At 72.2% G+C, this 14532-nt stretch carries 13 protein-coding genes; 4 read left to right on the top strand and 9 right to left on the bottom strand.

The window, feature by feature from the left end; genetic code table 11:
* Positions 1 to 119 precede the first annotated feature (119 nt).
* From ACTHMS_RS15590 to ACTHMS_RS15580, 3 genes are all read right to left on the bottom strand, one after another.
* Positions 120 to 1658 carry an MFS transporter gene (locus ACTHMS_RS15590; protein WP_440307586.1) on the bottom strand — a complete coding sequence of 513 codons (1539 nt, stop codon included), beginning with the start codon at positions 1656 to 1658 and terminating at the stop codon, positions 120 to 122.
* A gap of 112 nt (positions 1659 to 1770) precedes the next feature.
* On the bottom strand, positions 1771 to 5478 hold the full coding sequence (gene metH, locus ACTHMS_RS15585; RefSeq protein ID WP_440307588.1) for a methionine synthase: 3708 nt from the start codon (positions 5476 to 5478) through the stop codon (positions 1771 to 1773).
* A gap of 145 nt (positions 5479 to 5623) precedes the next feature.
* Positions 5624 to 5875: a sigma factor-like helix-turn-helix DNA-binding protein gene (locus ACTHMS_RS15580; RefSeq protein WP_440307585.1), complete on the bottom strand. Its 252-nt coding sequence runs from the start codon at positions 5873 to 5875 to the stop codon at positions 5624 to 5626.
* A 139-nt stretch (positions 5876 to 6014) separates the two neighbouring features.
* Here ACTHMS_RS15580 and ACTHMS_RS15575 point away from each other — a divergent pair, with 139 nt between their 5' ends.
* Together ACTHMS_RS15575 and ACTHMS_RS15570 are read left to right on the top strand one after the other, a co-directional pair.
* Positions 6015 to 6896: a PAC2 family protein gene (locus ACTHMS_RS15575; RefSeq protein WP_440307584.1), complete on the top strand. Its 882-nt coding sequence runs from the start codon at positions 6015 to 6017 to the stop codon at positions 6894 to 6896.
* Complete coding sequence (locus ACTHMS_RS15570) at positions 6893 to 7633, top strand: hypothetical protein (protein WP_440307583.1); 741 nt, start codon at positions 6893 to 6895, stop codon at positions 7631 to 7633. The genes ACTHMS_RS15575 and ACTHMS_RS15570 overlap by 4 nt, the downstream gene beginning before the upstream one ends.
* Positions 7634 to 7646: 13 nt before the next feature.
* On the opposite strand, the gene mshC is transcribed toward ACTHMS_RS15570, so the two are convergent.
* On the bottom strand, positions 7647 to 8870 hold the full coding sequence (gene mshC, locus ACTHMS_RS15565) for a cysteine--1-D-myo-inosityl 2-amino-2-deoxy-alpha-D-glucopyranoside ligase (RefSeq protein WP_440307582.1): 1224 nt from the start codon (positions 8868 to 8870) through the stop codon (positions 7647 to 7649).
* A gap of 194 nt (positions 8871 to 9064) precedes the next feature.
* Here mshC and ACTHMS_RS15560 point away from each other — a divergent pair, with 194 nt between their 5' ends.
* Together ACTHMS_RS15560 and ACTHMS_RS15555 are read left to right on the top strand one after the other, a co-directional pair.
* Positions 9065 to 10792 carry an alkaline phosphatase family protein gene (locus ACTHMS_RS15560; RefSeq protein WP_440307581.1) on the top strand — a complete coding sequence of 576 codons (1728 nt, stop codon included), beginning with the start codon at positions 9065 to 9067 and terminating at the stop codon, positions 10790 to 10792.
* Positions 10793 to 10903: 111 nt separating this feature from the next.
* Positions 10904 to 11257, top strand: coding sequence for a hypothetical protein (locus ACTHMS_RS15555; protein ID WP_440307580.1), 354 nt, complete (start codon positions 10904 to 10906; stop codon positions 11255 to 11257).
* Between the two features lie 3 nt (positions 11258 to 11260).
* Here the strand turns inward: ACTHMS_RS15555 and ACTHMS_RS15550 are convergent, their stop codons facing one another.
* The 5 genes from ACTHMS_RS15550 to ACTHMS_RS15530 all read right to left on the bottom strand — a co-directional run.
* Positions 11261 to 12406 carry a zinc-binding dehydrogenase gene (locus ACTHMS_RS15550; RefSeq protein WP_440307579.1) on the bottom strand — a complete coding sequence of 382 codons (1146 nt, stop codon included), beginning with the start codon at positions 12404 to 12406 and terminating at the stop codon, positions 11261 to 11263.
* Entirely contained in the window at positions 12378 to 12782 is a 405-nt protein-coding gene (locus ACTHMS_RS15545; protein ID WP_440307578.1) for a hypothetical protein, read from the bottom strand. The genes ACTHMS_RS15550 and ACTHMS_RS15545 overlap by 29 nt, the downstream gene beginning before the upstream one ends.
* Positions 12783 to 12902: 120 nt before the next feature.
* Positions 12903 to 13598 carry a fructosamine kinase family protein gene (locus ACTHMS_RS15540; RefSeq protein WP_440307577.1) on the bottom strand — a complete coding sequence of 232 codons (696 nt, stop codon included), beginning with the start codon at positions 13596 to 13598 and terminating at the stop codon, positions 12903 to 12905.
* Entirely contained in the window at positions 13583 to 14347 is a 765-nt protein-coding gene (locus ACTHMS_RS15535) for an SCO1664 family protein (protein WP_440307576.1), read from the bottom strand. The genes ACTHMS_RS15540 and ACTHMS_RS15535 overlap by 16 nt, the downstream gene beginning before the upstream one ends.
* 10 nt (positions 14348 to 14357) lie before the next feature.
* On the bottom strand, positions 14358 to 14532 hold a 175-nt coding region (locus ACTHMS_RS15530; protein ID WP_440307587.1), incomplete at its 5' end, for a DUF3090 family protein.

Genomic DNA, 14532 nt, shown 5'->3' with positions numbered 1-14532 from the left:
GTCGTCGAGCGTCACCGAGTGGCCGGGTGTGGCGACGAGCGGCTCGGGGGCGTCTATGCGCGCCGGCCGGTTGGGGGCCGCATGGGCCCGCAACCGGCGAGGTTGCTCAATCGTGCTCATCAGGCGTGCAAGGCTACCGGCTCGTCCATGTTCTCGTTGGCCGAGAAGTCCGGGAGTCCCGGGCGCAGCAGCGGGCCGACGACGACGGCGGCCACCACGAACACCACGGCACCGACCCAGAACGCGACCGTGTAGCTGTGCACGGCGGCCTGCTCCTGCAGCGCCGGCGTCACCCCGCCCGCCGCCGCGGCGTGCGAGGCGATGTACGTGGCGACCGCGCTGGTGGCGATGCTGTTCAGCACGGCGGTGCCGATCGAGCCGCCGATCTGCTGCGCGACGTTGATCGCGGCGGACGCGACACCCGAGTCACGGCCCTCGACGCCGAGCGTCGCGAGGCTGAACGACGGCGCGAAGGTGAGGCCGAGGCCCACGGCGAGCACCAGCAGCGGCGGCAGCACCGTCGAGGCGTAGCCCGAGTGCACGTCGATGCGGGTGAACAGCACCATCGCCACGGCGTTGAGCAGCAGGCCGGTGGTGACGAGCAGGCGCGGGCTGTACTTGCGCACGAGCACCGTGTTGCCGACGCCGGCCACCACCACGATGAGCGCCGTCATCGGCAGGAACGCCACGCCCGTCTTGACCGCGCTGAACCCGAGCGTCGTCTCGAGGTAGTAGGTCAGGAACAGGAAGACGCCGAACATGCCGATGGCCGACAGGAACATGGCCATGAGCGCGCCGCCGCGGTTGCGGTCGGTGAGGATGCGCAGAGGCAGCAGCGGGTTGGCGATGCGGCGCTGCACGACGAGGAACGCGAGCAGCAGCACGACGCCGGCGACGAGGAAGCCGATGGTCTGGCCGTCGGTCCAGCCGCTGGCACCGGTGTGGCCCTCGGCGGCCAGCGTGGCGACGTGCGAAAAGCCGTAGACGATCGCGAACATGCCGGCCGACACCAGCACGGTGCCGACGAGGTCGAGCCGCGGACGCGCCTCGGCGCGCGTGTGGGTCAGCAGCACGAACCCGCCGACGGCGGCGACGACCGCGAAGATCAGGTTGACGTACATCGTCCAGCGCCAGTCGAGGTACTCGGTGAGGAATCCACCGAGCAGCAGCCCCATCGACGCACCGGCACCGGCGATGCCGCCGAAGATGCCGAACGCCTTGTTGCGCTCGTCCGGGTGCACGAAGGTCGTGGTCAGCAGCGACAGCGCGGCCGGCGCGAGCACCGCGCCGAACCCGCCCTGGATCGCGCGGGCGATCACCAGCATGGTGAAGCCGGTCGCGGCACCGCCGAGCGCGGACGCGAGGGCGAAGCCGACGACGCCGACCAGGAAGACCCGCTTGCGGCCGAACAGGTCGGCCAGCCTGCTGCCGAAGGCCAGCGAGTAGGCGGTGACGACCCACTGCCGGTCGGCGTTGCCGAAGCCGAGGTCGGCCTGGGCGTGCGGCAGCGCGATGTTCACGATGGTCGCGTCGAGCACGACCATGAGCTGGGCGATGCCCAGCACGGCGAGGATCCACCAGCGCCGGTCGGGGCGTGCGCCGGGCGGGGTCGCCGCCGGGCGCGAGGGTGCTTCGAGGGTGGTCACGGTGCGTCCCATCACAAAACGAAGGAGTGGCCTGCGTTTCCCAGGCTAGCCAGGAAACGCAGTACCCGCCTTCGGTTATGCCGACACGCGGTGTGACGTCGCCGACTCCGGTCGGCGCACGCCCCTACTCGTCGTCCGTGCGGTACCCCAGCACCGGCGCCAGCCACTTCTCGGCCTCGGCCACCGTCCAGCCCTTGCGCTTGGCGTAGCTCTCGACCTGGTCGCGGCCGATCGGGCCGAGCACGAAGTACTGCGACTGCGGGTGCGAGAAGTACAGGCCGCTGACGGACGCCCCCGGCCACATCGCCATGCTCTCGGTGAGCTCGATGCCGGTGGCGGCGTGCGCGTCGAGCAGCTCCCAGATCGCGAGCTTCTCGGTGTGCTCGGGGCAGGCCGGGTAACCGGGCGCCGGCCGGATGCCGTCGTAGCGCTCCTTGAGCAGGCCCTCGTTGTCGAGGTCCTCGTCGGGCGCGTAGCCCCAGAACTCGGTGCGCACCCGCTCGTGCAGCCGCTCGGCGAACGCCTCGGCCAGCCGGTCGGCGAGCGACTCGAGCAGGATCGCGCTGTAGTCGTCGAGGTCGGCCTTGAACTCGGCGATCTTCTCGCGCAGCCCGAGGCCCGCGGTGACGGCGAAGGCCCCGACCCAGTCGTGCAGCCCGGTCTCGCGCGGCGCGACGAAGTCGGCCAGCGAGCGGTGCGGGATGCCCGGCCGGTGCTCGGTCTGCTGGCGCAGCTCGTGCAGGGTCAGCCGCACGGTGTCGCGCGACTCGTCGGTGTAGACCTCGATGTCGTCGTCGTCGACCGTGTTCGCCGGGAAGAGCCCGAAGACGCCCTTCGCGGTGAGCCAGCGCTCGTCGATGATGCGGTCGAGCATCTGCTGGGCGTCGGCCCAGAGCTTGCGTGCCGCCTCGCCGGACGCCGGGTTGTTGAGGATGTCGGGGTAGCGGCCCTTCATCTCCCAGGCGTTGAAGAACGGCTGCCAGTCGATGTACTCGCGCAGCTCGGCGATCGAGTAGTCGTCGAAGCGGCGCACGTACTGCACCGGGGTGCTCGGCGCCCGGTAGTCGTCGGTGTGCTGGTCGCGCAGCTGCTGCGCGATGAGGTGCGGCCGCGGCGGGCGGTAGTCCGTCCAGTCGATCGGCGTGCGGTCGGCCCGGGCCGTGTCGATCGGCAGCAGCACCTTGGCGTTCGTGCGCGCCGCGTGCCGTTCGCGCAGCGAGTCGTAGTCGGCGGCCAGCTCGGCCAGCAGCGCCGGGCGCTGCTCGTCGGACAGCAGCGCGGCGACGACCGGCACCGAGCGCGACGCGTCCTTCACCCAGACCACCGGGCCCGAGTACTTCTTGTCGACCTTCACCGCGGTGTGTGCCCGCGAGGTCGTGGCGCCGCCGATCATGAGCGGGATGGTCAGGCCCTGCCGCTCCATCTCGGCCGCGAAGTTGACCATCTCGTCGAGGCTCGGGGTGATCAGGCCGGACAGGCCGATGACATCGGCGTCGTGCTCCTTCGCGGCGTCCAGGATCTTCTGCGCCGGCACCATGACGCCCAGGTCGACGACGTCGTAGTTGTTGCACTGCAGCACGACGCCGACGATGTTCTTGCCGATGTCGTGCACGTCGCCCTTCACCGTCGCCATGACGACGGTGCCGTTGCTGCGACCGGCGTCCTCGGGCGACTTCTCGGCCTCGATGTACGGCACGAGGTACGCGACCGCCTTCTTCATGACGCGGGCCGACTTCACCACCTGCGGCAGGAACATCTTGCCGGCGCCGAACAGGTCGCCGACGACGTTCATGCCCGCCATCAGCGGACCCTCGATGACCTCGATCGGCCGCCCGCCACGGGCCTGGATGAGCGCGCGCAGCTCCTCGGTGTCCGACTCGGCGTAGGTGTCGATGCCTTTCACCAGGGCGTGCGTGATGCGCTCCTCGACCGGCAGCGAGCGCCACTCCTCGGTGGCCGCCTCGCGCTGCTCGCCGGTACCGGCGAACTCGCCGGCGATCTCGAGCAGCCGCTCGGTGGCGTCGCCACGCCTGTTGAGGATGACGTCCTCGATGCGCTCGCGCAGCCGCGGGTCGATCTCGTCGTAGACCACGAGGGCGCCGGCGTTGACGATGCCGAGGTCCATGCCGGCCGCAATGGCGTGGAACAGGAAGACCGCGTGGATCGCCTCGCGCACCGGGTTGTTGCCGCGGAAGCTGAACGACACGTTCGACACGCCGCCCGAGACGAGCGCGCCCGGCAGATTCGCCTTGATCCAGCGGGTGGCCTCGATGAAGTCGACGCCGTAGTTGGCGTGCTCCTCGATGCCGGTGGCGACGGCGAAGATGTTCGGGTCGAAGACGATGTCGTGCGGGTCGAAGCCGACCTCGTCGACCAGGATGCGGTACGCCCGCTCGCAGATCGCCTTGCGCCGCTCGAGGTTGTCGGCCTGGCCGTCCTCGTCGAAGGCCATCACGACGACCGCGGCGCCGTACTTGCGGCACAGCGCGGCCTCGCGGCGGAACTTCTCCTCGCCCTCCTTCAGCGAGATCGAGTTGACGATGGGCTTGCCCTGCGTGTTCTGCAGCCCGGCCTCGCTCACCTCGAACTTGGACGAGTCGATCATCAGCGGCACCCGGCTGATGTCCGGCTCGGACGCGACCAGCTTGACGAAGCGCTCCATCGCGGCGACGCCGTCGATCATGCCCTCGTCCATGTTGATGTCGATGATCTGCGCGCCGTTCTCGACCTGCTGGCGCGCGACCGAGAGCGCGGTGCCGTAGTCGCCGTCGCGGATCAGCTTGCGGAAGCGGGCCGAGCCGGTGATGTTGGTGCGCTCGCCGACGTTCACGAACAGCGACTCGTCGGTGATCGCCAGCGGTTCGAGCCCCGAGAGCCGGGTGGCCGGCGGCACCGGCTGCGGCTGCCGCGGCGTCATGCCGGCGACCGTGCGCGCGATGGCGGCGATGTGGTCGGGGGTCGTGCCGCAGCACCCGCCGAGGACGTTCACGAAGCCGCTCTCGGCGAACTCGCGGACCGTCGCCGAGGTGATGTCGGGCGACTCGTCGTACTCGCCGAAGGCGTTCGGCAGGCCCGCGTTCGGGTAGCAGCTGATGAAGCAGTCCGCGACGCGCGCCAGCTCGGCCAGGTACGGACGCATCTCGCGCGCCCCGAGCGCGCAGTTGAGACCGACCAGCAGCGGCCGGGCGTGGCTCACCGAGTTCCAGAACGCCTCGGTGGTCTGGCCCGACAGGGTGCGTCCGGACGCGTCGGTGATGGTGCCCGAGATCATCACCGGCCACCGCCGGCCCCGCTGCTCGAACAGCGTCTCGACCGCGAAGATCGCGGCCTTCGCGTTCAGCGTGTCGAAGATCGTCTCGATGAGCAGCACGTCGGCGCCGCCGTCGACCAGCCCGTTCGCCTGCTCGAGGTAGGCCTCGACCAGCTCGGTGTAGGTGACGTTGCGCGCGCCGGGGTCGTTGACGTCGGGCGAGATCGAGGCCGTCTTGTTGGTGGGGCCGAGCGCGCCGGCGACGTAGCGCGGCCGCGACGGGTCGGCCGCCATCGCCGCGTCGACCTCGGCGCGGGCCAGCTGCGCCCCGACGAGGTTGAGCTCGTAGGCCAGCGCCTGCATCCCGTAGTCGGCCTGCGCGATGCGGGTGGCGCTGAAGGTGTTGGTCTCGACGAGGTCGGCGCCGGCCTCGAGGTACGCGCGGTGGATGCCGCGGATCGCGTCCGGCTGCGTCAGCGAGAGCAGGTCGCTGTTGCCCTTGACGTCACTCGACCAGTCGGCGAAGCGCTCGCCGCGGTAGTCGGCCTCGCCGAAGCCGTGGCGCTGGATCATGGTGCCCATCGCCCCGTCCAGCACGAGGATCCGGGAGCGGAGCAGCTCGCTCAGCTCCGCGGTGACGTCCGGACGCACGTTCGCTGCAGGCACCGTCCCAATCTACCGGCGGGTAGCGACACTTTCCCGGCGAACGGGCGGCCGGCGCCGTCGATCACGCTGCGGTTCGCGCCGTCGACGGCCCCGCCAGCGCCTCGCCGAGCGCGACGAGGGCGCGCCAGGCGAGCGCCGTGACGCCCGGGACGGTGAGACCGAGCTCCGCGGCGGTCTCGGGCAGGGTGCAGCGCCGGCCGTAGAGCAGCTGCAGGACGAGGCGCTGCTCCGGCGGGAGGGTTGCCAGCAGGAGACAGACGTCCGCCGCCCAGGTGTGACGGTCCGTCGACACGGCCACCGCTTCGGTGCTCATGCCTGCCTGTCGGCGTCCGGCGTCGCACAGCCGAGCGCCGAACGTCCCGAACCACGGGTCGGCCCGGTCGGCCGTCGTCCCGGGACGCGCGGACCCCGGTCAGCCGGGCGGGCGGGCACAACGGTCGTAGGGTGGTCGCATGACCGGACCACACGGCTGGCCCCGACTCGAGTCGCCGATCCTGGTGGCGGCGTTCGGTGGCTGGAACGACGCCGGTGACGCGGCGAGCGACGCGATCGAGCATCTCGAGCTGGTGTGGGACGCCGAGCCGCTGACCGAGCTCGACCCGGACGACTACTACGACTTCCAGGTGAACCGCCCGACCGTCAGCCTGGTCGACGGCGTGACGCGTCGCGTGACCTGGCCGACCACCCGGCTGTCGTACTGCCGCCCGCCCGGTGCGAGCTTCGACCTCGTGCTGCTGAACGGCATCGAGCCGAACATGCGCTGGCGCAGCTTCTGCCACGAGATCCTCGCCATCGTCCGCGATCTCGAGGTGCGCACCGTCGTCACCCTCGGCGCCCTGCTGACCGAGACGCCGCACACCCGCCCGACGCAGGTCACCGGCACCGCGCACGACGCCGATGCCGCCGCGCGCTACGGGCTCGAGCGCTCGCGCTACGAGGGGCCGACCGGCATCGTCGGCGTGCTGCAGGACATGTGCGTGGCCGCGGGGATCCCGGCGATCTCGTTCTGGGCCGGCGTGCCGCACTACGTCGCCCAGCCGCCGAACCCGAAGGCCACCCTCGCACTGCTGCACAGCGTCGAGGAGGTGCTCGACCTGCCGGTGCCGCTCGCGGCGCTGCCCGAGCAGGCCGACGACTGGCAGAAGCTGGTCGACGAGATGGCGGCCGAGGACGAGGAGGTCACGGAGTACATCCGCAACCTCGAGGAGAAGGACGACGCCGAGGACCCGGGGCTGCGCGAGACGTCCGGCGACGCCATCGCGCGCGAGTTCGAGCGCTACCTGCGCCGGCGGGATCGAGGTGGCGGCCCGTCCGGCCCGACGATGCACGGATGAGCGGTCGCCTCACGGGTGCGGCGCTGCTGGCGCTGTGCGCCGTGGCCGCCTGCACCTCGGGGTCACACACCGCGAAGGCCACCGGCCGCCCGGGGTCACGGCCCGTGCCGGCACCGGCCTCGACGGCCCACCTCAGCACCTTCGCGCCGAGCTCGGCGCCCACGTCGCCGCTGCCGAGCGACGCCGCCACCCGCGCCGCGCAGTCGGCCCTGCTGACACCGGGCGACCTGCCTGCCGGCTTCACCGCGCAACCGGGCACGGACGCCGACATCCCGCAGCCGTGCCTGCCGGCGTCGACCACACCGGTGCTGCAGCGGTACGCACCGACCACCCAGGTCGGGCAGAACCTGGCGCACGCGACGCCGACCGCCCTGCTCAGCGAGCGGATCATCGTCTTCCCGTCGCCCGCGGTCGCGCAGGCCGCCGAGCAGGCCGCCGGCACCGGGCTGCACTGCGTCACCGGGCACCTGCCCGGCGCGCACGGCACGGCACAGGCGGTCGACGTGCAGGGGCCCACCGATCTGCTGCCGGTGCTCGGCGTGCCGGTCTCGACGCTGAACGGCTGGACGCTGCAGACCAACCAGCTGTTCGAGTCCCTGCTCATCGCGCGCACGCGCTCGGAGCTGGTCGTGCTGACGGTGGTGACCCCGCTCGGCACGGATCTCGCGAAGCTGCCGGACGGCCGCGCGGTGGCGCAGGCGGCGTTGAAGAAGGTGCTGGCGGCGCGGCTCGACTGAGCCCGCGCCGCGGCTACAGCGCGACGCCGAGCAGCGCGTCGACGGTGCTGCGGGCCAGGGTCGGCGCCTCGGGGTCGAGGCCGTCGGACGCGAGCGCGGCCTCGGCCCACTCGTCGACGGCCGCGATGGCGCCGTGGGTGTCGAGGTCGTCGGCCAGCCGTTCCCGCACGGTCTCGAGCATGGGACGCGCATCGGGCGCGCTGTCGAGCGCGACCGCCGCGCGCCAGCGATCGAGCCGTGCCTCGGCGGCGGGCAGGCGGCCTCCCGTCCACTCGCGATCGGCACGGTAGTGCCCGTCGAGCAGCGCCAACCGCACGGCCATCGGGTCGATGCGGGCGGCCCGCAGCTTCGAGACGAGCACGAGGTTGCCGCGGCTCTTCGACATCTTCTCGCCGTCGAGGCCGATCATGCCCGTGTGCACGTAGGCGCGGGCGAACGGCGCCTGCCCGGTGAGCACTTCCGCGTGTGCCGCCGAGTGCTCGTGGTGCGGGAAGATCAGGTCGCTGCCGCCGCCCTGGACGTCGAAGCCCATGCCCAGCCGGTTGAGCGCGATCACGCTGCACTCGATGTGCCAGCCCGGACGCCCGCGGCCGAGCGGGGTGTCCCAGAACGGCTCGCCGTGCCGGTGGGCGCGCCACAGCAGCGGGTCGAGGGGGTCCTTCTTGCCGGTCTGCCCCGGGTCTCCCCCGCGCTCGGCGAACAGCCGCAGCATCGTGTCCCGGTCGTAGTTCGACTCGCGGCCGAAGCCCGGCGCCGAGGCGACGGAGAAGTAGATGTCGTCGTGCACGTGGTACGCGGCACCGTCGTCGAGCAGGCGGCCGATCGCCTCGGTGATCTCGGGGACGGCCTCGACCGCACCGATGTAGTCGTCCGGCGGCAGCACGCGCAACGCGGTCATGTCGTCGCGGAAGAGCTGGATCTCGCGCTCGGCGAGGCTCATCCAGTTCTCGCCGGTGTGCGCGGCCCGCTCGAGCAGCGGGTCGTCGACGTCGGTCACGTTCTGCACGTAGTGCACGGTGCGGCCGGCGTCGCGCCAGACCCGCTGCACGAGGTCGAAGGCGAGGTAGGTGGCTGCGTGCCCGAGGTGTGTCGCGTCGTAGGGCGTGATGCCGCAGACGTACATGCGCGCCGGGCCGCTCCCGGTCTCCATCAGCGCCTGCTGGGCGGTGTCGAAGAGGCGCAGCGGACGTCCGGAACCCGGCAGTTGCGGGACGTCGCACGTTGGCCAGGCGTCCATGCCGTCCACGGTAACGAACGCGCCGACCAAGATCGGCAGCAGCACCGCCGCTGGGGCCCGGCTGAGGCCGCGCTGGCTCGCCGCTGAGCGTCCGAACCTGCCGTTCACCCGCCGTTCGCCGTGCCTGCGACCGGACGCGACTACACACGGCTCGTCCCGTTCGTCCCTCGCTCCATCCCCGGAGGAACCCAGCCGTGAGAACCCCGTCCCGCCGACTGGTCGCCGCCGTCGGCACCGTCGCCATCGCCGGCGCCGTACCGGCCGCGATCGTCGCCGGCACCGGCACCGCGTCGGCCGCCCCGACCGGCGCCGCCAAGCACGTCCTGCTGCTGTCCGTCGACGGCCTGCACCAGAGCGACCTCGCCTGGTACGTCAAGGCGCACCCGCACTCGGCGCTCGCCCGGCTCGTGCACCGCGGTGTCGACTTCACGAATGCGAGCACGACGTTCCCGTCCGACTCGTTCCCCGGCATGATCGCCCAGCTCACCGGCGCGAACCCCGGCACGGCCGGCGTCTACTACGACGACACCTACAACCGCCGCTATCTCGCGCCGGGCACGACGGACTGCGCGACGGCGCCGCGCGGTACCGAGATCCCGTGGACGGAGGGCATCGACCGTTCGCAGAACCCGATCGCGCTCGGCGCCGGGCAGCAGCTGACGGCGCCGGCGCTCACCGCGCTGGTCACCAACAGCAAGCAGCAGACGCTGGACGCGAAGGGCGCGCTCACCTCGGCGATCCTGCACATGACCGGGCAGCCGCAGTCGCTGCTCGACCCGGCGGCGCTGCCGGTCGACCCGGCCACCTGCCTGCCCACCTACCCGCACCAGTACATCCGGGTGAACAGCGTCTTCGACGTCGCCCACTCGGCCGGCCTGCGCACCGCGTGGTCGGACAAGCACCCGGCCTACGAGATCCTGAACGGGCCGAGCGGCAACGGCATCGACGACCTGTTCACCCCCGAGATCAACTCGGTCGCGGACAGCGCCGGCGACGACTGGTCGACCGACAACGCGCTCACCGAGGAGTACGACAGCTTCAAGGTCGCAGCGATCCTCAATGAGATCGACGGACGCGACCACTCGGGCGCACGGAAGGTCGGCACGCCCGCGATCTTCGGCATGAACTTCCAGACCGTGTCGACGGCGCAGAAGCTGCCGACGTCCGACGGGCTCGCCGGCGGCTACACGAGCAACGGCACGCCGGGCCCGCTGCTGCAGCGCGCGCTCGGCTTCGTCAACGGCGAGGTGGGCGCGATCGTCGCCCGCATCGCGAAGGACGGGCTGACGAGGAGCACCACCATCATCCTCAGCGCCAAGCACGGCCAGTCGCCGATCGACCCGGCGGCGCTGCGACGCGTCGACGACGGCGCGATCATCGACGCGCTGAACGCCGCGTGGGCCAAGGGCCACCCGTCGGCGAAGCCGCTCGTGAGCTTCTCGGTCAACGACGACGCGATGCTGCTGTGGCTGTCGAACCGGTCGAGCACCGCGCTCTCGTTCGCCAAGAACTACCTGCTCACCCACAGCGCGCCTGCGAACCGGATCGGTGACGCGAAGGGCGTGGACTCGACGACGGTGACGCGCTCGGGGCTGACCTCGATCGCGGTCGGCACCGCGGCCGACCGGCTCGTCGGGGCGCCCGCCGGCGACCCGCACGCGCCCGACCTCATCGGCATCGCGCAGCACGGCGTCGTCTACACCGGCGGCGTGAAGAAGATCGCCGAGCACGGTGGCGCCGCGGCCGACGACCGGCACGTACCGCTCATCGTCGCGGGCCCCGGCGCGACCGCCGGCAGGGTCGTCACGACCGGCGTGGCCACCACCCGCATCGCTCCGACGATCCTGGCGCTGCTCGGCCTGCCCGCCGGCAAGCTCGACGGCGTGCGGCTCGACGGCACGCGGGCGCTGCCCCTGCGCTGAGCGTCACCGCTCGTCGCTGAGCGTCCGGGCCGGGTGGTCACACGATGATCACCCGGCCCGGCCGCGTTCTCTGGTATCAACGATGCCGTGCGGGAACGAGGGTTCGAGAACGTGGCGACCGTCCTGGTCGACCCCACGGTGCTCGACGACTTCGAACTCGACCTCATGGCCAGCGACTTCCGCGTCTGGCCGGTGCACGAGGTGACGACCTTCCCCGACGCCGCGCGGCTGGCCTTCCAGATCCGCCGCTCACTGCTCGACTACAGCCGGGGCCGCTGGAACGACGCCGCCGAGTGGACGCTGTGCTGGATCACCTTCGGCGAGACGTGGCTCGACGGCGACGAGCCGATCCCCTGGCCCGCCCATGCCGCGCTCTGGGACAAGCTCGGCGAGTACGCCGTGCACGTCCGGTTCAACAAGGGCCTCGGCGGCGTGCCGCGGCTGTCGATCCCGCACGAGCCCTGATCGTCACCCCGCCTGCGGGTCAATCAGGATCTTGGCGTGCCGGTCGGGGTTGCCGAGGTCTATGAACGCGTCGGCGACGCCGTCGAGGCCGACGGTGCCGGTGAGCAACGGGCGCGCGTCCACCTTGCCGTCGGCCAGCAGGTACAGCGTGTCGCGGAACTCGAGCGGCGTGTAGCCGAGCACGAACCGCAGGTCGATCTCCTTGTTGATCGCCATCGCCGGACGCACCCGGTCGGCCTCCATGCAGACGCCGACCACGACGACGCGCGAGTACAGCGGGGCGTCGGTGACGACGCGGTCGATCATGCCGGGCACGCCGACGCACTCGAAGACCACCGGACGCTTCGGGCTCGCCGCACCCACCGCCTCGGCCGCGCGCCAGACATGGCGCCAGTCGACGAGCGGCAGCCGGCGCAGCTTCTCGACCGTGCCGACGCCGAGCTCGAAGATCTCCTGCGCGCCGGTGATGTGGCCGTGCTCCCCCGCGTCGGCGAACGGCGAGTCGTGGGCGGGGTCGACGACCACGTCGGCGCCGACGGCGGTGGCCAGCGCGCGGCGTCCGGGAGCGAAGTCGCTGGCGATCACCGTGCGCACGCCGCGTGCCTTCAGCATCGCGATCACGGCGAGGCCGACCGGGCCGCAGCCGATCACGATGCCGACGTCGCCCTTGCCGATCTCGCTGCGGCGCACAGCGTGCAGACCGACCGCCATCGGCTCGGTGAGCGCCGCGATCTCGGTCGCCAGACCGTTCGGCACGGGCAGCGCGAGGGCGTCCTCGACGAGCAGCTGCTGGGCGTAGGCGCCGGGCGCCTCGACGGACAGCCCGATCGGGTGCACCGCGCCGTGCCGCCGCAGCAGCGGCATGGCGACGACGCGGGTGCCCGGCTTCGTCCGGGCGCCGCGGCCGCGGTCGGCGACCTCACCGACGTACTCGTGGCCGAGCACGACCGCCTGCCCCGAGCGCATCATGCCGTCGTAGCCGACCTCCGCGGTGACGTCGGCGAGCTCGTCGGCGTGCCTGCGGGCATGCAGGTCGCTGCCGCAGATGCCGCACCGCAGCACGTCCAGCAGCAGCTGCCCCTGCTCGGGCACCGGCACCGCGACGTCCTCGACCCTGAGCTCACCCTGCTGACAGACCACCGCGCGCATGCGCCGCATCGTCCCAGAACTCGTCGAGCCGCCCCATCCGGGCCGACCCGAACGGCCGCGGCGGGATGTCGCGCGCCCGGAGGGCGAGGTCGCGCCGTGCGATGCGGCGCGGAACGTAGAAGAATCCGTTGCCGTTGTCGAGCAGCTCGTCATCGCCGACCCCGGCGACCTCCCAGACGTCCACAGGTCCGCCCGTGTTGTTCATGCCGGCGAAGAACACGACGTCGAAGCGGTGGTCGACGAGGAAGATGCCCTCCGCCTCGGGTCGGTGGCTGCCGGCGATGCCGCGAGCAGCGCCCATCCGCGTCCAGTCGAGACCGTGTTGCTCGATCGAGGCGCGGTTGCGGCTCGACGTCACGTGGAACCTGAGCGTCACCACCGCAGTGAAGCAGGGTCGGCAAGCAGCTTGATCGGCCTCGACCCGCCGAGATGGTCACCTGACGGGTCGGTCTGATGGCTACCCGGGCGGGTCGAGCGCGTCGACCCGCCGAAGCGGTCAGCGGGCGAGGCGGACGGCGAGGTCGTGGGCCTGGTGCAGGTAGCCGCCGCCGAAGAGGACGGCGTGGACGAGCAGCGGGAAGAGCTGCCAGAGCGGGATGCGGGCGCGCCAGCCGTCGGCGAACGGCGCGACCTCCTCGTACGCGGCGGCCGTGCGGGGCGGGATGTGACCGAAGAGGTCGAGCATGGCGAGGTCCATCTCGCGGTGCCCGCCGTAGGCCGCCGGATCGATGAGCCACGGGCGTCCACGGGCGTCGGCGAGGACGTTGCCGCTCCAGAGGTCGCCGTGGACGCGCGCCACCGGCTCGACCGGCGCGTCGACCCGCACCGCCTCGACGACCGCCTCGAGCCCGACCCGGCGCGCGAGGGGCAGGCAGCGGTGCTCGAGGTAGTAGGCGTTCCAGTCGTCGCCCTCGGGAGACTGCAGCTCGCAGCGGCCCACGAAGAAGCGCCCGGACGCAGGGATCGAGCCGAACCGCGGGGCCCCGGCCGCATGCATGCCGGCGAGCATGCGTCCGAGCTCCTCCTCGCCCGCGGCGTCGAGGCGTCCGGACGGGATGCGCTGCAGCACCAGGCGCCCCGGCTCGTCCGAGACGATCTCCGGCACCCGTGCGCCCGCGTCGGCCAGCCAGCGCAACCCGGCCGCCTCGAGCGGCGCCGGGTCGGTCTTGACGAAGGTCAGATCGGCGGCCACGGCACCGCGGGCCAGCCGTCGCCGGGCTCGGGGTGGCAGCCGGCGGCGAGCAGGCGGTCGACGCGCGAGAGGGTGCGCCGCACCTCGCGGCGGGTGAGCAGCTCGCCCAGCCGCTCGCCGAGCGACGTCTCGAGCAGCACGCGCAGGCCGCGCAGCATGTCGACGGCGTCCGCCGGCAGCGGCTCGCCGGCCCACTGCCACAGCACGGTGCGCAGCTTGTCCTCGACGTGGAAGGTGACGCCGTGGTCGACGCCGTACACCGCCCCGGCGGACGTCGGCAGCAGATGCCCGCCCTTGCGGTCGGCGTTGTTGATCACCGCGTCGAAGACGGCGATGCGGCGCAGCGCGGCGAGGTCGCGGCGGCGCATGAAGCGGGCGATGTTGACGGTCTCGTCGGTGTCGACCCAGAGCTGCACCATGCCCAGACCCGCCGGACCCTCGCGCAGCACCGTCGGCGGCACGATGTCGAGCCCGGCCGCCGCCGACACCTCGTAGGCCGCCACCTCGCGCTCGGCGAGGGTGCCGTCGGGGAAGTCCCACAGCGGCCGCTCGCCGGCCACCGGCTTGTACACGCACGCCGCCGAGACGCCGTCGGCCGTGACCCCGCAGTACAACGTCGCGTTGGACGCGTCCACCAGCCGCCCCTCGACCGAGAGCTCGCCGCGGGTCAGCAGCTCGATCGCCTCGTCGACGGGCAGTTCACGGGCAGGCGTCAGCGCACCGTCGTCGGGCTCGTCCGGCTCGCTCATCGGCGGCACGTCACGGGTTGAGCGTGGTGGCGCGGTGGTAGCCGTTCAGGCGCGGGCAGATGTGGCCCTCGGCGCCGAGCGGCAGCCCGCAGAGCGGGCACGGCGGGCGGCCGGCTGCCACGAGGCGCCGGGCCCGGTCGATGAACGACCGCGCCCGCGCCGGCTCGATGAGCACCCGCAGGGCG

The organism is Jatrophihabitans sp. (assembly GCF_051960575.1).
Classification (GTDB): Bacteria; Actinomycetota; Actinomycetes; order Mycobacteriales; family Jatrophihabitantaceae; genus JBQCEE01.
Note: the sequence above shows the minus strand (reverse complement) of the source record. Positions and strands in the feature narration are given on the sequence as shown.